Annotated in this window: 16 protein-coding genes; 3 read left to right on the plus strand and 13 right to left on the minus strand. The window is 53.4% G+C overall.

Going from position 1 to position 18,908, the window contains the following annotated elements; genetic code table 11:
- Positions 1-156: 156 nt before the first annotated feature.
- The gene (locus PF1751_RS12720; RefSeq protein WP_044287118.1) at positions 157-522 is read left to right on the plus strand and encodes a histone-like nucleoid-structuring protein, MvaT/MvaU family; all 366 of its coding nucleotides are present in this window, start codon (positions 157-159) and stop codon (positions 520-522) included.
- Positions 523-828: 306 nt separating this feature from the next.
- Here PF1751_RS12720 and PF1751_RS12725 read toward each other — a convergent pair whose 3' ends face one another.
- Together PF1751_RS12725 and PF1751_RS12730 are read right to left on the minus strand one after the other, a co-directional pair.
- Positions 829-2,958 carry a hypothetical protein gene (locus tag PF1751_RS12725; RefSeq protein ID WP_044287119.1) on the minus strand — a complete coding sequence of 710 codons (2,130 nt, stop codon included), beginning with the start codon at positions 2,956-2,958 and terminating at the stop codon, positions 829-831.
- Between the two features lie 2 nt (positions 2,959-2,960).
- Entirely contained in the window at positions 2,961-4,049 is a 1,089-nt protein-coding gene (locus tag PF1751_RS12730) for a hypothetical protein (protein ID WP_044287121.1), read from the minus strand.
- Positions 4,050-4,408: 359 nt separating this feature from the next.
- Between PF1751_RS12730 and PF1751_RS12735 the strand changes: the two genes are divergently transcribed.
- Positions 4,409-4,597 carry an MbcA/ParS/Xre antitoxin family protein gene (locus PF1751_RS12735; RefSeq protein WP_044287122.1) on the plus strand — a complete coding sequence of 63 codons (189 nt, stop codon included), beginning with the start codon at positions 4,409-4,411 and terminating at the stop codon, positions 4,595-4,597.
- 347 nt (positions 4,598-4,944) lie between these two features.
- On the opposite strand, the gene PF1751_RS12740 is transcribed toward PF1751_RS12735, so the two are convergent.
- The 11 genes from PF1751_RS12740 to PF1751_RS12790 form a co-directional block, all read right to left on the minus strand.
- Entirely contained in the window at positions 4,945-5,322 is a 378-nt protein-coding gene (locus tag PF1751_RS12740) for a hypothetical protein (protein WP_044287124.1), read from the minus strand.
- A gap of 103 nt (positions 5,323-5,425) precedes the next feature.
- Positions 5,426-6,394: a toll/interleukin-1 receptor domain-containing protein gene (locus tag PF1751_RS12745; RefSeq protein WP_044288129.1), complete on the minus strand. Its 969-nt coding sequence runs from the start codon at positions 6,392-6,394 to the stop codon at positions 5,426-5,428.
- 112 nt (positions 6,395-6,506) lie between these two features.
- Positions 6,507-7,106: a hypothetical protein gene (locus tag PF1751_RS29465; RefSeq protein ID WP_226994548.1), complete on the minus strand. Its 600-nt coding sequence runs from the start codon at positions 7,104-7,106 to the stop codon at positions 6,507-6,509.
- A gap of 84 nt (positions 7,107-7,190) precedes the next feature.
- A complete protein-coding gene (locus PF1751_RS12755) occupies positions 7,191-7,676 on the minus strand; it encodes a hypothetical protein (RefSeq protein WP_044287126.1) in 486 nt (161 codons plus the stop codon).
- Positions 7,677-7,735: 59 nt separating this feature from the next.
- Positions 7,736-9,511 carry an SIR2 family protein gene (locus tag PF1751_RS12760; protein WP_044287127.1) on the minus strand — a complete coding sequence of 592 codons (1,776 nt, stop codon included), beginning with the start codon at positions 9,509-9,511 and terminating at the stop codon, positions 7,736-7,738.
- A gap of 63 nt (positions 9,512-9,574) precedes the next feature.
- A complete protein-coding gene (locus PF1751_RS12765) occupies positions 9,575-10,357 on the minus strand; it encodes an aldo/keto reductase (protein WP_044287129.1) in 783 nt (260 codons plus the stop codon).
- The gene (locus PF1751_RS12770; protein ID WP_052806511.1) at positions 10,354-10,935 is read right to left on the minus strand and encodes an AAA family ATPase; all 582 of its coding nucleotides are present in this window, start codon (positions 10,933-10,935) and stop codon (positions 10,354-10,356) included. Before PF1751_RS12770 ends, PF1751_RS12765 begins: the two co-directional genes overlap by 4 nt.
- Complete coding sequence (locus PF1751_RS12775) at positions 10,932-11,546, minus strand: 3'-5' exonuclease (RefSeq protein WP_044287130.1); 615 nt, start codon at positions 11,544-11,546, stop codon at positions 10,932-10,934. Before PF1751_RS12775 ends, PF1751_RS12770 begins: the two co-directional genes overlap by 4 nt.
- On the minus strand, positions 11,546-12,682 hold the full coding sequence (locus PF1751_RS12780; RefSeq protein WP_044287131.1) for a radical SAM protein: 1,137 nt from the start codon (positions 12,680-12,682) through the stop codon (positions 11,546-11,548). Before PF1751_RS12780 ends, PF1751_RS12775 begins: the two co-directional genes overlap by 1 nt.
- 229 nt (positions 12,683-12,911) lie before the next feature.
- Positions 12,912-14,633, minus strand: coding sequence for an ATP-binding protein (locus tag PF1751_RS12785; protein WP_044287132.1), 1,722 nt, complete (start codon positions 14,631-14,633; stop codon positions 12,912-12,914).
- The gene (locus tag PF1751_RS12790) at positions 14,630-15,934 is read right to left on the minus strand and encodes an SIR2 family protein (protein ID WP_167337369.1); all 1,305 of its coding nucleotides are present in this window, start codon (positions 15,932-15,934) and stop codon (positions 14,630-14,632) included. Before PF1751_RS12790 ends, PF1751_RS12785 begins: the two co-directional genes overlap by 4 nt.
- Positions 15,935-16,783: 849 nt before the next feature.
- Between PF1751_RS12790 and PF1751_RS12800 the strand changes: the two genes are divergently transcribed.
- The gene (locus PF1751_RS12800) at positions 16,784-17,992 is read left to right on the plus strand and encodes an SEL1-like repeat protein (protein ID WP_044287134.1); all 1,209 of its coding nucleotides are present in this window, start codon (positions 16,784-16,786) and stop codon (positions 17,990-17,992) included.
- The last annotated feature ends 916 nt before the right edge of the window (positions 17,993-18,908 follow it).

Genomic DNA, 18,908 nt, shown 5'->3' on the forward strand with positions numbered 1-18,908 from the left:
GATAATTTCATTTTAAACTGCGTAGAATTCCCTTTTCAAGGATTTGTTCATTGCAGCTTTCCGTATTTTTTTGACAAGCGAATCACGGGGTAATTAATATAAGCATGTACCCCCTGTGACAAATAATGTCTTCGGTTAATTAATTGAGGTGGTCTCATGTCCCGCTTGGCAGAGTTTCGTCAACTTGAGCAAAAACTAGCAGCCCGGCTGGCTGAGTTGGAAGCCCTGAAAGGCTCCAGTGAGTTGCAGAAAGAAATCGAGTTTGAGACCAAGCTGCGTGCTTTACTGGCTGAGTACGGCTTCGGCCTGCGGGACGTCATTAATCTTCTGGATCCTCAATTCAACCGCCGTGTCGCTGCTCCTCGTGCCCCTGAGAAATCGACTCGTCGGCCACGCCAGCTGAAGCAATACAAGAATCCTCATGACGGCCAGATCATCGAAACCAAGGGCGGCAACCATCGCCTGCTTAAAGAGTGGAAGGCCCAGTATGGGGCTGATGAAGTCGAGTCCTGGGCTTCTTAACCCTGATCGAAGACTGAACAAAAAACGGCCTAAAAGTCCGCTTTTTTTGCGCATGGCACCGGCGGCGCCTTCATTTCCAATGCGAAAAGCGCATGCTCATTGCCGGCGTGGAGCAGTAGTTTTCTCTGCCAGTTCCAGCAGTTCCGCTAAGTCCAGCCTACCGATCTCGTGCTGCAAACTGTATGGTCGGCAGTCATAGAGGTGTAAGTCTGAAACTTTATGTAATTCCTGATAGGGCGGGGCTATAAGGTGCAGCCCCTTGGGATCAAGCACATTTTGGAAGTGCTGGCCATTGAATGGAAATGGCTATGTGTTTGCTCTTACTGAGGTCAGCGCCATGAGCTTGGGGTATTGTGCTCTAAGTTCTGCGAGTTGAGCACCGACATTCTCACTCAGAGACGTGAAGGGGGGTAGTTTTCCACAAATGACAGCAATAAGATATTCGGATAAAAGGTTTCCTTGCTGGGGGTCTTCAAGCTCCGGTATTAGAATCTTCAGGGTCTCTTCTTTCTGAAGTACGCCATATTCGATAGCTGACGTGTTCCTGAGAAGGGCGGCTCGGATGAGACCCTCGGAGTAATAATTAAAATTCTTGGATCCTAGCACTTGTGTATAAGGGAATCCAGGCAAGAGCCGCTTTTTCTCATCCTCATGGTTTCTCATCTGTTGCAGCGAAGATGCAACAGCAAGAACCACACCGGAAATTCCCGTGTGCTCTGGAGCAAGGTAAGATCCACTACCTAGTTTGACTGCTTCAGTGCGCGGATCAATGTGAAATAACGCATGCTCACCTGACAAGCCCTCCCGCATATTGGAAAGCTTGGAAAGCCTTTCATAAAAGCGTCCAGAGTTCTTGAAGCCTATTTTCATAGAGCCTTTTATAGAGTCTAGCTCTATACACCAAGGGCACTCCAACTGATTGGATTCCGGTAATACCAGCATTTCAATGTATTGAAGGCTTCTCTTTTTTGTTGGTAGATCGTTGTAAGCTACGATGCTTTTTAATTTGCTTTCAGATTTCGATGACGGTGGGCGGTACAGACCTGACAAGAAGGTAATGTCGCGTACATGCTGGTTTAAGGCTGGAGTCATTCTGATTAAATTGTTCAGTTGATCAAAAGGCTTTCCACTTATGACAACTGGGTCGTATACGACGATTTTGTCGGCTGCAGCAAAGGCCAGGACAGTTTGTTCTTCGAGTACTGATTCGATCTCAGGCAGGTAGATATACTTCGCCTTTAACGAAGTAACGATTTCATTGAGGCTTTCATTGTCGCCTAGACTAAGGAAGAGAGAGTCCGGCGTTAGAAAGGAGGATAGCTTTTCTGATAGTGCAGCGATAAAGGGTTCTGTTTTCGACAAAACGTTGTAGTCAATGTAGTAGGCGTAATGTTTGTTGCCTATTAAATAGTCGCCTCTATGGAACTTTATCATGTCATCAAGCCGGTCATGATACTTCTCGAAAAATGGTTTTCCGAGTTTGGCGGTGTCTTCGCTTAAGACAATGCCGGTGTCAGTGAGGTTCTTGACGTAATATGCGCTTGCATGAATTTCTATTGGGCTGCTTCTCTCGAGGCAGAGTTCGCATTTGTCGAAATTGAATCGTCTGACATTGTGCTCAATCTTGCATATCGTGCTGTCACCATCATTGAATGAATATACAGCGACCACGCTAAGTTCTTTTGATGGATATGCGGCGCTGAATATGTCCTTGAATGTACTGATCAGGCTACCACTGCTATCGACGCTTACGATCAGTAGAGGGTTAGTCGACGATTTTAAAGCTGGCGTCGTGGCGCATATTACCGACCTGCACTCACTATGTTGCCTTGCTGGGTGGGCGGGAAGAGCATCAAAGATCGTTGTTTTGCCGAGGATCTGCAATGCTCGAAGAGGAAGTGCTGCAATCGACCATGAGTCGATGAATATATAGTCAGAACGATCAATAGCTTTCAATAGCCAGAAGGCTACTCTGTCGAGATCATCCTTGTTCTTAATTGAGTCACCGAGTCGGAAGAATGCGTCTGTGTGATTGTGCGATGGTGTTGTAAAGTGGTACTGCTTGCCCCCGCGAAGAAAGCTTTCGCTAGAATACTTATTCAGGAGTCGATCTAGGTCAATGGAAGCTAGCTCTTTGGTATCAAAGTCGCCATCAACCAGTGATGCACCATCCTTGGTTACTTGGTAGACCTGGTAGCGCTCGAACTGAGTGCTATAAGCTATTATCCCAAGGAATGGGAGGCTTAAGCGGTTCATCAACTTGCTTCGAATGGGCGCGTTGTTATCTTTGTCTATCTCTGTGACCAAGTCTAAGTTTTTGGCTAGGATGTAGCATTTGTCGTAAGCGTCGCTTGCTGAATTGGTGGCTGTTACAAGCAGGGGCTCAATGTCCGCTGGGCCAACTATGTCAATACAATTTAAGATTATTGGGATCATAGTCAAACCGGCATAATTAACGAGATTGATGTTGGTAGTGCGTCGGTTTCAGCTTCTGTTTTAGAGAATAAAACTTTAATGTTGTCTAGGAAGGCGTCGTTGCTATAGTCATAGTTGGCACATAGAGTGCCGGAAGTCGTGATGACGACTAAGCCCTTCAGCGTATGGGCACACTCCATTGCTGAAAATAAACCAAGTCCGCGCCTTATAGGCTTACGCTGAATTTTGGACGTGCTGTGCTGGTAGAAAGCGCTTTCTACAACTTCGATCTTGTTACGCCCGGGGAGTGTGTCTTTCAGAGATTCATAAATGCCATGCCCGGAGTCAACAATGTCAATGATTAAATATTTCTTTGCGCCATCTATTGTGGATCTTGCTTTTAAATATGTGTCTAATGCTGCAGGTAGCTTTGCATTATTTATTTCTGTGATGCTGTTGTAGATCACTCTTGATACTTTCATGTATCGTAACGATGTTGAAGGCTGCCGTGCATGATGAATCGTGTTTTCCCAAATTTCTTTTAGGAAAACGTAAAGGCTCATTGAGTTAACAATTTTACCAAGTGCTCCCTGGGCCTCAGCTGTGGTTCCTACCATGCACTGTTCAATCTTCGGGCCTAGCAGCGTCCGAAAGTCTTCCTCGGAGGGTTCGGCTGAGCCTAGGTTGAGAGCTGGAGGATGCTCATAGTAAGGATCTAATGCGTAGAGTGAATATGACTGGCTCCCCTGGAATGCACCATACTCCATGTCTACAGCAGCGCTGACCATCTCCAAAAGATACTGTGTTATATCTTTGTCGTACCTGTCTAAGATCACTAGATTTTGCATGCAGATATTGATAAAACAGGCGGAGGCGAGATAAGAGTCCTCTCTAATGCCATATTCTACAAGGTCTGATCTAGATAAATGAATCTTTATCTTCTCTAGATTGCCTGATCGGCCCAAACCTATGATGCAAGAAATAAAGAACCCTTCGGCTCCAATGGAGAAGCTGGAGTCTTTTTCGAATTTAAAGCTCGATGGTTGGTTGTGATTGATATTGTTAGCTAAATAGTTTATAGAACATCCGGAAGGGATTACAATCTCGCTCATGATGGACGAGCCTCTTAGCTTAAAAACAAAGGGTAGTGTAGCATGAACTTTCCTAAAGGTTAATATTTTGCCAGATATTCGTTTGATTTGATGGGGTGATTGATTTCGTGCATACATACTACTTTTATGTTTCGTTTGTGAGTTATCGTTTCTACTGATTTTGTATGCAGTAGAGCTTTTTTAATGTAGGAGTTGGTCTGAGCGCGTTCCTCGGCACCCGTGACGTAATGGGCACTGAGACTAGAGCCATGGTGCTCTTGACAGCTTACCCGGCGAACTGTTCGTCAACCTCTTATCAAATGGCTCAGAGCTGAAGATATCAGCACGCCAATGGAGCGCCGGATAGCGCAGGGTGATGTATGCAAGGTCTCGATATAGTGTGGCAAAAAGCTCAGGAGATGTTTGGTGGCAAAGCCAAAGCAGCGGCGTGGCTATCGACGCCTAAGCATCTATTTGCCGGCATGTCAGAAATCGAATTCGTGAAAGACCAGGAAACCTTGGAGCCGGTAATTGAGGTTCTAGTTCAGACCGAGCATGGAAATCTCTAGAAACGCTGCTTGGAAACTAAGCTATGGCTTAGATTCTCGGCTCAACTACTCTATGACTCGCGAAATCGAACTCTAGTTTAGTGTTGGTTTGCATGACTGGTACTTACCTGCGCTGGGCCTACCTGACTGCGCAAGGTGGGTTGAAGGGGTGGTGAATGCGTATGGTTCCTCACAGAGACTGCTACCTAAGCGTCCGAAGCGAAAAGCCTCGACAGCATTGGTCTGTAAACCTTTTTTTTGAACTGTTAACTGCAGTGCTTTACAAGTCAAAAAAAAGGTTTACGAGATGTCATGCCCAGTCTGCCCGATCGCATGATGCTGAAGCGCGGCTGTACCCTCGATGCGAGTTACGTAGTCTGCCGAGAAGAGACAAAGGGTTTGACCTCTCTATCGTCGACCACCTGAAGCTCAAAGTACTGCCCGTTTGCCTTCAGGGCGTGGATGATGCGACATTGGGCATAAGCGGTGCTGTATGAGGTGCTCGGGCCTTGGATGTTCAGCACAAGTTCCTCTCCGTAGCTTCGCTCGTACCTCAATCCGTTTAAAGCCCCCATTGCCTCGCCATTTGACTCGGCGATTTCGATTACCAACTCCCGCATAACCTTTTGATCGGTGCTGGTCACCTCAGCTGAAAATCTGACCTGACGCTGAATACTAAACCCTCCGCCGCCACTGGCTGAGCCTATGCGGTTGAATGTGATGTGAGCGAGCAGAACTACTTCCATGCTGTGTGCCTTCTATGTGAGTCTGACTTCTAGGTAGCAGGGGCGTCAGCGTAAATGCGGTCATGCCGCCCCTGTGCTCATGCTCATTCGCGTCCAGCAGTGCTCAACGATTGCGCTGTAGTGGTGCGATGAGAAGGCTCCAAAATGTTTCGGCGCCGCCTTCTTGTGAAAGCTTCTGGTCTTGCCGAGTGTGGAACGCCATACCGAACGTCTTCAGGTACATGGATTGGTCGTCCGTCTCTACGGTGAGTGCCTCGTTGTATGAGCCACCGCCAAACGAGTCGCCATGACTGTAATAGATCCCGGCGCCTAGCTGGCCACCGGTGAACACCGTCGCCTTCGCAACGTCGTGACCGTCCTTATAGACGCTCGCAGAGAAGCGATTTGCATCCACGCGACGGAACACTCCTTCGTACCCTGGGTTGCGTGCTTGAAGCTCCTCCAGTGAGTTCTCGAAATAGCGAGCGATGTACTCAAAGCTGTCGAGCAGGAAGCGATCTTTGTCCAGCTGGGTATACGTCTTGGTCATCCGAAGGTTGCTAGACCTAGGGCCAGCAGGGGCCATAGGGGAGGGCGCTGAACCGCCAGTGAAGTCGTTGCGCTCGGCCCTTGGAGCAGAATTCGGTCGGTCACGGCTGCATCGCTCAGCGGCCTTCCGAACCTCCTTCGCAACTTGCAAGAATGCCTCGTCACGATCCGGCCAAAGTGTCACGGGCTTACCATCTTGGGGCGTGCCAAGCAGTTTGCCGAACGGCGCGTGGTGCCAATCGCTCGGGCGAAGAATTACAGGAATGACGATCGCTTCTCCCGCTCCATGGCGCTCCATCGCACGAGTCATCTCGATGTTGTAGCAGTATTCGGAAGCGATGAAGTCGGGGCTCACCAGCAACAGAATGATTTCGTCGCTGTTGATGTGATCATCGATCGCTGCATCGATTTCTTGGCCAGCACCGATTCTGCGGTCGTGCCATGTCTCAATGACGCCCTGGCGCTTGAGCATGGAAAGCTGTTTTTCGAGCTGGTCGCGCAGCGCTTCGTCTGTATGGCAATACGAGAAGAACACGTTCGGCAAAATGGTTACTCCCATTCAGGTAGGTGCTGTTCCGATCATATGGTTTGCTCACCGCAGAAGTACAGGTCTGGGCTTGGCTCGTACACTAACTGCGATGCACCTCTTCCACCCGTCAGCTGAAGAACAACGGGGCAGGCAACGGGGTAACGGTCGTGACTTGGTCGAAGATCATCTGGGCTAAGTCGTAGCGGATGATGTGCTTCCCGTGTGGCGTTGGCCGCGCAAACTGACGTATCTCCGCAGGCGCGAAGGTGAAGCTAGACGGAAGCCCCAGATGTCGTTTAGCCGTGCCGTCAGCACTGTTGCATTGTTCGCAGATGATGACTGGGGCGAAAGAGGTGATGCGGCGAGGTTGACCGGGGAGAGGTTTGGTCGCGTAGGGATCGGTTCCATGATCATGGTGGGTATGGAGTCCCGCCGCCCAGCCTTCTCGTCTATCCGGTCTTTTGGGGAACAGCATCGTCCAGCGCAGCAATTCGTATCGCGTCCGATCACAGCATGGGCATTGCCAATGATCATCAAGCTTCGCCCACAGCTGGCGGCAATGTGCGCCATCAAAGCTAAGGTAATCCTCCCAGCTAGGAATTCGCCGACGCAGATTGCTATCCAGTGTTTTCTCTCTGTTGGCATTCTTGATTTTGGTGTCGTCGCAGGCCAGGCAGCAGCCGTTCAATAGAAACTCAGGCTTGCAGGGACAGAGGCTCTTGGTCATGAAAATCTCAAAAGTTGAGTGCCAAATGACTTGGCTCGACCAGCCTGCGCTGACTGGCTCGACAGGGGGACGGTGATTTCACTCTCACCGATAACTGCTCACGGCATGCGGGTCTCTAAGGGTTTCATCTGTCCAGGCAAGCCCAATACAGAACATGAGGGTTAAGGAGGCGTAGCTGACCACTGCATACACGCCTCCTGCGCTCACGTCTTCTACTGCTCGATAGCACCATACGCATAGGTAACCAATCATCGCCCCCAGCGCGGCCCTGCACGCAGTCAGCAGGCTACCGCCTACGTTGACGAAAAACGCATGAACCTCACGCGACTTGCCAACGAGATGAAGCGATCGGAACGTTACCCTCAGCGTGAAGACACTGACGATCGCGAATGCGATGAGCAGGTACACGTAGTACGCCATGAGCTCTGGTGCAGCCAGTAACGCAGTGACCAAAGTGCTCACTTCCTCGGGTGAGGTACTGATGAGCAGTGGCAATGCCCCGATGAAGAGCGCGTAGATGACCTCCCTGGCTGCCCGCCGCCAGAGTCCAAACTTTTCCTGTTTTCTCATCAGCAAACGTCATGTCCCATATGATTCGAGTATTTTTTGGAGTCGAGCGGCGCGCTGGCTTAGTACCTGGACAGCCGCTTTAGGCCATCGAGCATGAGCTCCAAGTAGCTTTCAGATCCGAGTGCAAACCCTGCGGCAATCACCGGCGTCTTGTACTCCTCGGTCGCGTACTCGTGAGCAAAGCGGTGGATCGTTTCTGAGTGCCAAGAAATCCGACCCAATGCGATTTTCCTGAAACCGTGGTTTTTCACCGCGTCCGCGAGCGATTCTTCACTGATTCCGCGTTGCTCGCAGAAGAACAGGAAACTCAAAAACTCAAACCGTTCGTAAAGCAGCCCGTGATCGTGCAGACCTGCAAAGTCAGGCGCCCATTTAGGCGTAAGAAGGTCATGGAGTCGGTTGCACAAGGGGGTGAGAGCTCTACTTTGGTCTTCAAAGCTTTTCCATAACTCGAACAGACCATTAGCTCCCTCCACGTAGAACGGTGATAGATCAACTCCCACATGGAAAGGCATTTCGCGCCGGTTGATAAGCGTCATGTTAAACAGCTCGCTCAGCTCAGCCAGGCGATCGGCCCTCACAAGCCCCATGCCATACGCATAGGTAACAAGTGCCAACGGGTAACTCTTCAATGCAAGCCCAGCTACCCATCCAGACTGCTCGACCTGAGACGCAGCGTGCAGGCCCTTAATGGTATCCAGAACGATCGTATGCTCTGCAGCTGCACCCCATCGCCCCAGCACTGCACAAAGGCGTGCTAGGGGCTCGATAGCGGCTTCGTAGATCTCAACCAGGTCGGTAAAATCCTTAGAAGTACTGCCCTGAGGTCGTGCTGCGAAGAGAGGAGCAAGATGACTGATCGCTTGATGAGCCTGGCTGGTTACTAGGTCATCGAGCTGAATCCGGTGCTCGGGTCTGGCCATAAAGCGTTTGGCCATAGCGAGAGTGAGCTCGATGCCAGCTGGATTCGGCAGACGGGACTGCTGGATAGTCTCAAGCTTGAGGTTTAGCCCGTCGAAGAAGGTGTCGGCATCCATCCCGGTTACGGTCGTGGCACGACGATGGGTGATGAGCTCCTGACCACGCTCGCTCAATCGACCCCGGGATAGCCAGTAGGTCGGGTAGCGACGTGACGGCGCTCTCAAAAACGCCGCCCTCAGCGCATGATCCCACTCACCTGACCATCCTGCGACGATGAGCCCGAACTCATCGATGATGCGATCAAGCAGCGCATTGAACGCCGCCGGGTACTCGCCCAGTTCTACATCGGTATTGAGGATCCTGGCGTCCTTGTAATCACCGTGGATCTTCAGGATGTAGCAGGAAGCATGGGTGAGCGGCTCAGCACCTGCAAGAGTATCTTCAGAGCTGACCACTGTTGGCTCAACGCCAACATCGCGCAGCGCATTCTCCATGAGTCGGTCGAAGTTCGTCGTAACGATCACGCGCACATGTCCCGCTTTGACCATGGCTGCGATCGCCCGATGGGCACGTGTAGGCAACTTCAAGCCGTCTTCCAATTCCTCATCGCTAGGCTCCAGAAAACCCTGGATGATGGCTCGTCGCTCGGTCTGGGTGGTCGCCAGGCGTTCGAGTAGGGTTGAGTAATTGGGCTCCTCTCCTGTCTGACCTACGTACCATGCCACCCAATCATCCTGCTCTCCCGCACCCATCGCGATGCCCCAACGCTTCACCAACTCCAGGGTGATTTCCCACCCGGTCGGTATGCCTGCCGAGCGGGACACCCCTGAGCCAAGAAGCACGGCATAGACGCCTTTGTTCTCAAATATGGAGAAGGCAATTTGAGCTGTTGGATCAGGAGTAGCAACGGTCATGCAAAATCCTCGTGAGTTGGAGAGGCGAACTGTTCGTGTGAGGGAGTTGCATCCGATTAACCACTAACTCGTCGGCTCAACGTCGGCACCCATGTTTTCTGCCAGGTGCTCGATCCTAGAGGTGCCTGGGATGGGGAACATGGCAGGAGAGTATTCAAGCAGCCAGCGCAGAGCACTGCGTGACATCGCCGACGCATCTTCGGACTCAAGGTATTTTCCGGCCCCCAACGGGGCATACGGGACGAAAGCGATGCTGTTTTCCTCACACCACTGCACCACGTCTTTGGACTCCGTGTTCAGAAGGCTAAAGGCATTCTGAACTGCCGCAATCGGAGCGATCGCTGCTGCCTCGATGATTTGAGCAACGGTCACTTTGGACAATCCCAGTGCCTTGATCTTGCCCTCTGCGCGCAACTGCTCCAGCTCCCCGACCTGATCTGCGATCGGTACGTTGGGATCAACTCTGTGCAGGTAGTAAAGATCAATTGCTTCGACTCCGAGCCTTCGCAAGCTCATCTCGACACACTGGCGCAGATAGGCCGGCACACCGCACGGTGTCCATTGCCCCGGGCCCTGGCGGGTAAACCCGCCTTTCGTGGCAATGATCAAATCCTCTGCGTAGGGAAATAGAGCTTTGCGGATCAACCTTTCGGCGTCGTGCGGGCCGTAAGCGTCGGCGGTGTCGATGTGTTGGACACCCAATGCCACCGCTGAGCGCAAGACCTCGATCGCGTTTTGCTCGTCAGCAGGCGGCCCCCAGATGCCTGGCCCTGTCAGCCGCATGGTGCCAAAACCTAGGCGACGTATCTTCTTTCCGGCCAGCATCCCGTGTGTCGTGAACGTCATGCCAACCCCATGCGCAGGAATACGTCGGCGGTGATTTGAGCCAGAAGCGCCTCGCGCGCCGCAGGAGTAAGCACCTGATGATGGATTGAGTGCCGCTCAAGTAGCGCATGCAGGTGGGTGTCCACTGATGCTCTGTAGCGACTGTCCGTGTCTCGCCCCGGGCCGAGAGCGATGGAGGGATCCAGCTTCGTGGCAAGAACGGTCGTGTAGTTGCGGCTGTAATTCATCATTACGGCCCCAATGGCCTCGACTTCATGCGCAGCTAAATCGCAGCCTCGGTACTCAACGGCAGCGTTCCAGTACGCCACTGCATCCATGACAGGGCGATCAACCAGCACAACATCAGCGTTGACGCAAGCAGCGTGCTCCGCCTCAAGTGTCCGGTCGACGAACCACATCGTTGAGTCGTATGTGTGCTGGGTGAGCAGAGGAATGCCTTGCTCAACGGCAAGTGCCCCGAAGGAGGGGATGGCTTGGACGCGGATCCCCTTCACCTCTAGTACCTTCCTCAAGTCGGCACAGAAGGTGGATTTGCCGGTTGAGTGCGTGCCGGCAACCCCGATTACGATCGAACTCACCACAAGCTTCCCTGTTCAGGTGCGGGTGTTTCGTCCACGGTCTGAATCTTGAGCTGAGCGATCTTGCAGACTTCTGGCCAGCTAGTGAGGAGGGAGTCCTGAATCAATCGGCCCAGAAGGAGGGCGGTTACTCGGGCGTCCTCCCCGGCGCGATGCAACTCGCCCGAAACTTCAGCGTCCAGGCCAGTCAGAGCCAGCAGCGCGGAGAGGCTGTGGCTTTGAGCATCTGGGTACACATGACGTGATAGCTTCAGGGTGTCTATCACTCCAATCGGTGCCCAGTCGGGAAGATGGCGCTTCATCACTCCGTAGTCGACTGACGCGTTGTGCGCGACGAACCATTTGCCCTGAAGTTGTTGTTCGACATTGTCCCGCAGCTCTTCCCAAACAGGTGAGCTCTTCACTTTTGTGTTGCCGATGCCGTGCACACGCTTGGCTTGCCAGGTGATGGGGTTTGGCGGCTTGATGAGCCAGCTTGAAGGCTCATCACCATCGACGACAGGAAACGAGGCGATAGCCAGCTCCACGAGGTCAGGCGGTGTGTGGCCATTACCCTCAACGTCGACGACTACGATGGGCTCGGAGGGCCACTGAAACTCCGTATCAGTCATCAGATATTCCTCTGCGCTTCCGCGCGTCCATGGCGATCATAGTGATGTGGCTTGTCGGCATCGTGCACCTGGTACCCAAGCGTGTGCTGCATGAAGTACCGGCGCTGTTCATCGAGGCCGCGAACAATGATGGAGCGTTCTGTTACCACCGGTTCACCCTCAGCGCCCAGCCGCTGGCATAGGCTGCTGAGAAGCGCCTCATCGGGCTTCTTCCAAGCGGCCTGGCATGTGGCGTATTGAGCGGAAGGGCAGGTATCACATAACTCGGTGATGCCGAAATGGCCGTTGTAGTCGGGCTGCTGGTGAGCATAGGCCACCCCACATGAGGTCTTGCGGAAGATCGGAGTGCTTGGAGCGTGCGCTTGATACATGCTCAGCAACCGTTGCTCCTCGTCCAGCGGCAGCAGCTTGCGTCTGGCGGTTGAGGTGTAAGGCTCGGGAATACCCTGGCTTTGGTAGTACTGGGCAATCTCTTGTCGATAAAACAGCCCGCTGAACACCGTTGCGTGGGCGTGTTTTGCGAGCTGCGCGGCGCGAGCGATGTGTTCTTCGGAATCGTTGAGCCCAGGGACAATTGGGCGCCAGTAGAGCAACGTCCGGTAACGCCGTGCATGCTTGAACAGCGTTCGCAGGCTATTGGCTGCGATCGAAGATTTGATGGGCTCGATCTTCGGGTCTTCGATGCCTGAGTAAGTCACCAGCACCGTCAGCTTGATGTTCGTCAGGGAATTGAAGCGCTCGCAGTCCTCGGGCGTCACCCGCCAGCGAGTGATCACAAGCACGTTATTGGTCAGCCTTGCCTCATCGAGCAGTCGCAGCAGGTTATGGGTATGGCCTTTCACGTCCGGAAGCATCGGATCGGTTGCTCGGTTGAAGAGCTGAATCGGCGTGATATGAGGCTGGAAGAAGCGATGCGAAACAAACTGCCTGAAGGCTTCTTCGTCGGTCATCAAGGCCTGGGGCGTGCGCTGCTCGAAGTTACCGAAAAGGTGCCTCACGCAGTAGCTGCAGTCCAGGGGGCAGCCGACGATATGGTTCAGGCTTAGGCCACTTTTACGGTACTCGACAGGATCCCGGAGGCTCGGGTTGACCAGTGCCAGCTGCGTGGCGTTGATGACAGCGACGTTTCTATCCATGGACGCGCTCCTTGCAGCCGGACTGAGCTGCAAATGTTCCTTCGAGGTGTGCCTATCCATCCTGGAGCGTGCTCGGAACTGGGGGGGGGAAGCACTACCAGGCAGGCGAGCTGGTAGGCTATCAATTAGCCATCAAGTGAGCAATGATGGTTCAGACGATTTCCATGCGGATTTACACTCCTTCTCTTGGCGAGGAAATCGTCATTGCCATGCATGCCCATGCGTCAGATCAATGCCCCGTTGATCCCCAACTGCTCTGGAAGCTCGGCCCATCCGATATGGGAGGTTGAGTTGGTCGACTGATTTGAATTGTAACCGGGATCGGGAAATCCACACCCACCATCGCTACCTCACCCTGCTTTAGGTTCGGCAGGAATGCTGCAGCGGAGCGATCGATCTCACCGCAGGCTCGCTCAACGACTTCGCGGTCACGGTCGTTCGTAAGCCGGTGGACGAGCAGGGTACCCATCTGACTGAGCACGCCTTCGGTTATATCGCGTGGTCGCTGGGTCGCCAGGCAAATGTTCAGCCCGTATTTTCGACCCTCCTTAGCGATCAGTTCGAAGGCATCCAGATTCTGTAGGTCATCCTCGTTGCCGACGGTTTTGCCTAGGAAATTATGGGCCTCGTCTAGGATGGTGATTAGCGGCCTCGTCCTGAAAACCTCAGCCCGGGCTCGCTGCAGTAGAAGTCTGCCGATAACGTTGGCCACTACCTCACGGGCGTTGAACTCGTATCCAATTGAGCTCAAGCAGACCCTAAACAGCTTCTTGTCGCCACGAATGAAACTGTCCAGTTGATCTACGAAACTGGAAAGGCCGGCAGCGGGATTGAAGACGCAGCCGAGCGACGGCGACTCCATCACGCCGAGGATGCGGGTCATCAGGGATGAGCAGTGTGAGATCTCGTTACTGGCACCTCCAAAACGCTCTGAATCGTTGAAAGAGGTCGGGTAACAACACTCCTGCACCAGCTGAGATACCAGCTTGCGAGGGTTAAATGGCGTTGTTGGATTTCCTGCTAGGCTTGCGTTGTTGTCTCTGTTCATGGCCTCGCGATAGACCTCTTTTGATTGGTCTACCTTAAAGACGATGTGCCTCGGGAAGAGGTCAGGTGCGAGATGTACGAGTCGTAGGCTTTTGATCGCTTCCCTCAGCTTAGGGCCTTGGGTTTTGCCTGATGGCTGGAAGAGGGCTATGAAGTCGGACTCAGTGAAACTCGTCGGTGGAATTGCGACTTCTATAGAACCTCCAGCCAAGTGTAGAGGGCTGCCAAGGTGGCAATGAACCGTGTCATCCCCAACAAGTGAGCGGTACTCTCCCGTGGCATCGATCAGCACTACTTTGGCTGAGAAGCGTCGACACTCTTCGATCAGTTTGGATGTCGTCCAGCTCTTGCCTCCGCCTGTGGAACCCAGGATTGCGCAGTGCCGTCCGAAAATTTTCTCGGGAGTGACAGCAATAGGAAATCCGCCATCCCCGGCTACGTGACCAAGATTCAACGCTACCTCAGGTGGCGCACCGTTCATCCCCGTTGAGGTCAACAAAGGGATCTGGGAAATAAATTCTCCAGGGGCAGAATAGACCCGATCGCCAAGCCGTGGGTATGAGCTAACTCCTGCTGTGACTCGCAGTGATTGCGGGTTTACGGAGCCCAGAAGGCGTATGAAGCCGATTGCGTCGATTTGGCGGCTACCTGCAAAATCCTGTGAAATCTCCGAGCGATCCCTGTCAGGCAGCGTCACCTCGATTATGCGCCCGAGCAGCACTGCTTGCTGGCCTTCAATGAGCACAAGCTCGCCGACCTCACCTTTGCCGTAACGGTTGTGGCCCAAGTACTGGCCGCTTACATTGCCGGCATGCGCCAAGTTCGTCTTTACCAGCTGGGCACTCACACTCGAAACCACACCAATTTTGAGATTGCTGACCAGAATCCCGTCGAGAGCACTCATGCGTTTTGGCTCCCTAGGCGTCTGACGGCATTCGCCAACTGCTCAGCTGGAGAAGCTGTTCTCAGGTGCGGAATGTGGCTGACCAGATCGCTGAACGAGCCACTGACGAAGTGGATGTCCAGGCCACGCTTGGCGAGGTCATGGAATCTGCCCCAATAGTCGCTTGAGCCATGGTGTCCCCGGTTATGCAGGTGCGTGATGCACTGGAAATCGCAGAGTATTAGTTTCAGGCTCGGGTTGGATTGGATCGCTGAGAAGATTGGCTCAGAGAGGTGATCATCGTTGAAGCCGAAGCCCCCCACGATGAGGCAACTGTTGGGCTGACGCAGAAACTCCAGGTAGCGCGACAGAAGCTCTAGGTGAGGCTGCAGGAATGCCTGCTGGTATTTGCCTTTGGCTGGGTAGATGAGGCACGCGTTCGCAGGTGTAGGCGCTGTGTCCTCGTAGATGTCCTTTCCCTCTCTGCTCCAGCTCACCGATCCATGCAACTTCAGTAGCTGGAACACACCTTCGGCGAACTCATGACCTTCCACCTCTCGCCTGACGATGTCGTAGCTGAAATGTTTCCCATCGAACCGCCGCCTGCGGGTGTAGGAGAATCCATCAATGGCCATCATCCCGAGGTCAGAGGCTGCTGTCTCGAAGCACATGTCATAGTTTGTGGTGAAGACCTTCAGGCGAGGGTCTCGGACTCGTCGCCTCGCCAGCTTCTGCAGCAACTGCCTGTATGCAGAGATATCGGCGCTCGGGGCTCGCAGGAATGCTGAGCATGCATCCAGGATGACTGCTTTGACCTCGCTGACAAACCCTTCGACGGTGGCGTCTTTGTTGAAGGCGAGATAGGCGTCGCATTGAGAAAGGAAATGCTCGATATTTGGATTTATGGTTTCTTTGTAGCGCACCACATCCATCACGCGCCCTGCCGCTTCAGTGGGATCCCCTGAGCCGGGTGTGCACATGGAGCGCTTCCACAGATCCCACATGCTTGGCCCACCTGGTGCACCAAGCGAAGTCCCACTTCCAGCCAAAAAGCCAAGATTGGGAACTTGCAGTGCCGCAGCGAGCATGTCCGACAGTGCTGTGCGGTTGGAAACGATCCTTGCTGGATCAGGTGGTGGTACGCCATTGAGGACGATGTAGGCTTCTTCATTCAAAGGCGCCCAATCAGAAGCCCCTGGTGCTAGGTAGGCTTGAAGGCCCTTACGGTTGGCATCTAGCTCCACAGGTTTGTCAGCAGGGGGCGGGGGTGCTACGGCTTCTACAGAAAGGGCTGGGGCTGGCGGGGCGTTTTCGTTGGACATCAACACGATCCTTGAGTGGGCGTATCCCGATGGCGTGCTATGGGCCAATCGAGTGCGCGTGATGAAACCTATGGGCAGCGCAGTATTGGCATAATGACATCGGTGCTATGACGCCGGAAGTGGGGTAGGAGGGTGAATCTAGTGAAATTAGTTACAAGGCTCATCGGCTAGCCGGCGAGGGGAAGAGAGCTGCTACAACCAATACGTCGAGGTGATCGCTCATATCGTCTCCCGGCTTCGCGGCCAACCGGCCAAAATGCTCATCCCGCTTCCGGCTCCCCCAGGCAAGCTGCCACGTTGAGCGTGATGGGGGTCTTACCGACCTCGCCTTTGGGGCTGGCAATGGTGAAGGAAATGCCGCGCGGCGATATTCTTTCCCTAGGATCTAGGCCTGGAATTGAGATACCCGACCGCTCAATGAAGCTCCGCAATGCTGCAGGCGATGGAGATCTGGCATTCTTGCTGCCTTCATCAGTCTCCCACTGCCGCCAGGTGCGTGGCTTGACCAAGGTCATTCTGACGGCCAGGCGCGCGCTCATCTTTGCCTTCAAACGAGCCATTTTTGAGCCGCCGGCGTTGTTTTTCGTTCTCCTTAAGTCACCGGGTTGGCGTGGTGTTGAGGGTCAGAGGTTTCCCAAGGTGGCGTGCGAAGAAATGAGAGCTTTGCCTCGGCGAAATGAATTGGTTACCCAGTAAAATCCGAGCGTCTTGACACGTCTCGCGTGTCTTCTAATCTGATACCAGACGCCTGCTGCAAGCGTTCCGCCGTGAGCTGGAAGCGGCCAGACCATATGACAAACTACTGCCCCGTTCGGCGGGGAGATCGTTTTCTATTGTCTGGAGATCGCGATGAAGCCAGACCTACCACCCGTTTCTCCCCTTACATTCCCTCCCCTGAACCTTGATCAGCCCCTTGAAAGCCGTCTCAAGCTACCGGATGGGAGCATGGTGAAAGAGGCTTACCGAGATCCCGACTGTTTTGACATACATTGCCAGAGCAGATTTGGAAGGAGCTGGTCATCCATAAGGGCCGAGTGTATTGAACACCTTGAAGCTCGCCTCGGCGCGATCAGCGTACGGATCAAGACGCTAGAGACCTTGTTAAAGCAAGGGCAGCCCCCCGAAAGCCTTCTCACAGCGTATGACGACATCTATGAACAACTTGAGATGGTATACGCGGATGGCTCGTTGGGAGCGTTGGTAATGATCTCAAAGCTCTATCTTGTGGGGGCCCAGTTCCCTCCGCTGGCTACGCCTGGCGGAGGCCTCAAAGCTGCGGTGATGGCTGTAGAGTTCGGGTATGTCTCAGCGTACAGCTTTTTGGGGGATTTCTACCTGGCGGAGGGCCGTGTTTATGAAGCTGGCGATGCCTATGAATCAGGTGCGTACAAAGGATGTAGTGCCTGTAAGTACCAGTTGGGTCAGTTCGCGGAGCGTGGTGTTGGGGGGCAGTTGAAAACCGTTCGAGCCGCATTCGATTTTTATGCAGAAGCCACAATGGGAAATTACCCACCTGCATGGGTAGCGCTTGCTCGGCTTTGGTTGCGTAATCCAAGGGAGCTGCCGAGACCTGAGCATCTTGTTGAGATGCTGAAGGATTGCGTCGAAATGAGGTGCGAGGGGGCTGCAACGGCCTTGGCTGAGTATTATTTGGCTCTTGGCCCATCCTCCGACACGAAATTTTTGATGATGTCGCTCTACCGGTGTGCAGCGGTCGGAGGCGATATCGAAGCGCAGCTCAAGCTCGCGAGCTTGCTGGCGGGTGAGGGGGCTTGGGAGATGGAAATCATGCCAGATCCTGAAGAGGCGTTATGTTGGTACGAGCGGGTGTACAGTTCTGAAAATGCTTCGCCCGACCAAGTAGTTCTGGCGCACATGAAGCTCGGCCACCTGCTCATGGCCATGCAACAATATGACCGAGCGGCACATCATTTTGCCTTCGCTTCGGACACTCACCTTGAAGCTGCTGAGCTGCGCCAAATTTGTGAAGAAAAGGGAGAGAACCTCAGGAGCTGGCGGTTGCACAATTGTAATGGATCGGACTCCGTAGGGAATTAAGACGAGTGTCAGGGATGTAGGGCGATATGATCCTCTTAATCGCCCTGCTGCCTCTGATTTACCTGAGTAGGCGAGGGGCGGGTTCAGGGGCTCCGTTAGGCATAACCTGTTTCTTGCCACTCACGAGAATATAAGTGTCTGGCTGCCACTCAATCGGAGCTTCGTTGTATTCGACGGCGTAAGTTTGTGTGGCCTTTGCGCTGGGGGCCGGCGACCACTTGGGACTCGATCCAATACCCCAGGCTAAGACAGCCTTGCCTCCGGGGACTCACTTTGAAGCCAAACAACACTCCCTCAATCCTCACTGACGAGGAGTTCGAGACTATGATGGGTTAACTTCGACACGGCAGAGAGCTAGATGTGAGCGACTGTTGCTGAACCGTACCCAAAAGCAGCTCAGTGTCGTTCAGTCGGAACAGCAATGGTCGACTGATCGTCGTCAACCAATCGACGATGGCAGTCAATGAGCCCAAGCATGTGGCGGCTCAGCAACCGACGCCCACGACCAGCCCTTTAAGAGTAATAGACGCATCCGCTTGATACGGTTTATCTGGGCCTGTCCTACTTAGAGGCTGTAGATCTCCGCATTTATCCTGGTAGTGAGGATGCGGCCTCCATCAGTTTCTGAGTCATCACTGACCGTCTGTACGCATGCAACGTAACACCCTTTTCGCCGAGGCCAGCGCGAAGTACCCACTGATGGAATATTCGAGCAATTCTCACCATCTCCAAAGGCCCAGGCCCGGTGCGACGTGGGAAAAGCAATCCGCCCGGAATAGCGTTCGAAAATTCCACGCTTCGCAGAACTACAGATTGTGTAGGGGAGTGACTGTCTCGACGAGAAGATTTGGGTGCAGCCAGAAATACGGTGTTACCTACTCCGTGTTTTGCTCCAGAAACATCGAGCGCTCGAAAT

Source organism: Pseudomonas simiae (assembly GCF_000934565.1).
Lineage (GTDB): Bacteria > Pseudomonadota > Gammaproteobacteria > Pseudomonadales > Pseudomonadaceae > Aquipseudomonas > Aquipseudomonas simiae.

Bases quoted from the DNA above. Each gene is read 5' to 3' on its own strand.
- PF1751_RS12720 (WP_044287118.1), top strand. From the start codon at position 157: ATGTCCCGCTTGGCAGAGTTTCGTCAACTTGAGCAAAAACTAGCAGCC.
- PF1751_RS12725 (WP_044287119.1), bottom strand. From the start codon at position 2,958: ATGATCCCAATAATCTTAAATTGTATTGACATAGTTGGCCCAGCGGAC.
- PF1751_RS12730 (WP_044287121.1), bottom strand. From the start codon at position 4,049: ATGAGCGAGATTGTAATCCCTTCCGGATGTTCTATAAACTATTTAGCT.
- PF1751_RS12735 (WP_044287122.1), top strand. From the start codon at position 4,409: ATGCAAGGTCTCGATATAGTGTGGCAAAAAGCTCAGGAGATGTTTGGT.
- PF1751_RS12740 (WP_044287124.1), bottom strand. From the start codon at position 5,322: ATGGAAGTAGTTCTGCTCGCTCACATCACATTCAACCGCATAGGCTCA.
- PF1751_RS29465 (WP_226994548.1), bottom strand. From the start codon at position 7,106: ATGACCAAGAGCCTCTGTCCCTGCAAGCCTGAGTTTCTATTGAACGGC.
- PF1751_RS12755 (WP_044287126.1), bottom strand. From the start codon at position 7,676: ATGAGAAAACAGGAAAAGTTTGGACTCTGGCGGCGGGCAGCCAGGGAG.
- PF1751_RS12760 (WP_044287127.1), bottom strand. From the start codon at position 9,511: ATGACCGTTGCTACTCCTGATCCAACAGCTCAAATTGCCTTCTCCATA.
- PF1751_RS12765 (WP_044287129.1), bottom strand. From the start codon at position 10,357: ATGACGTTCACGACACACGGGATGCTGGCCGGAAAGAAGATACGTCGC.
- PF1751_RS12775 (WP_044287130.1), bottom strand. From the start codon at position 11,546: ATGACTGATACGGAGTTTCAGTGGCCCTCCGAGCCCATCGTAGTCGTC.
- PF1751_RS12780 (WP_044287131.1), bottom strand. From the start codon at position 12,682: ATGGATAGAAACGTCGCTGTCATCAACGCCACGCAGCTGGCACTGGTC.
- PF1751_RS12785 (WP_044287132.1), bottom strand. From the start codon at position 14,633: ATGAGTGCTCTCGACGGGATTCTGGTCAGCAATCTCAAAATTGGTGTG.
- PF1751_RS12790 (WP_167337369.1), bottom strand. From the start codon at position 15,934: ATGTCCAACGAAAACGCCCCGCCAGCCCCAGCCCTTTCTGTAGAAGCC.
- PF1751_RS12800 (WP_044287134.1), top strand. From the start codon at position 16,784: ATGAAGCCAGACCTACCACCCGTTTCTCCCCTTACATTCCCTCCCCTG.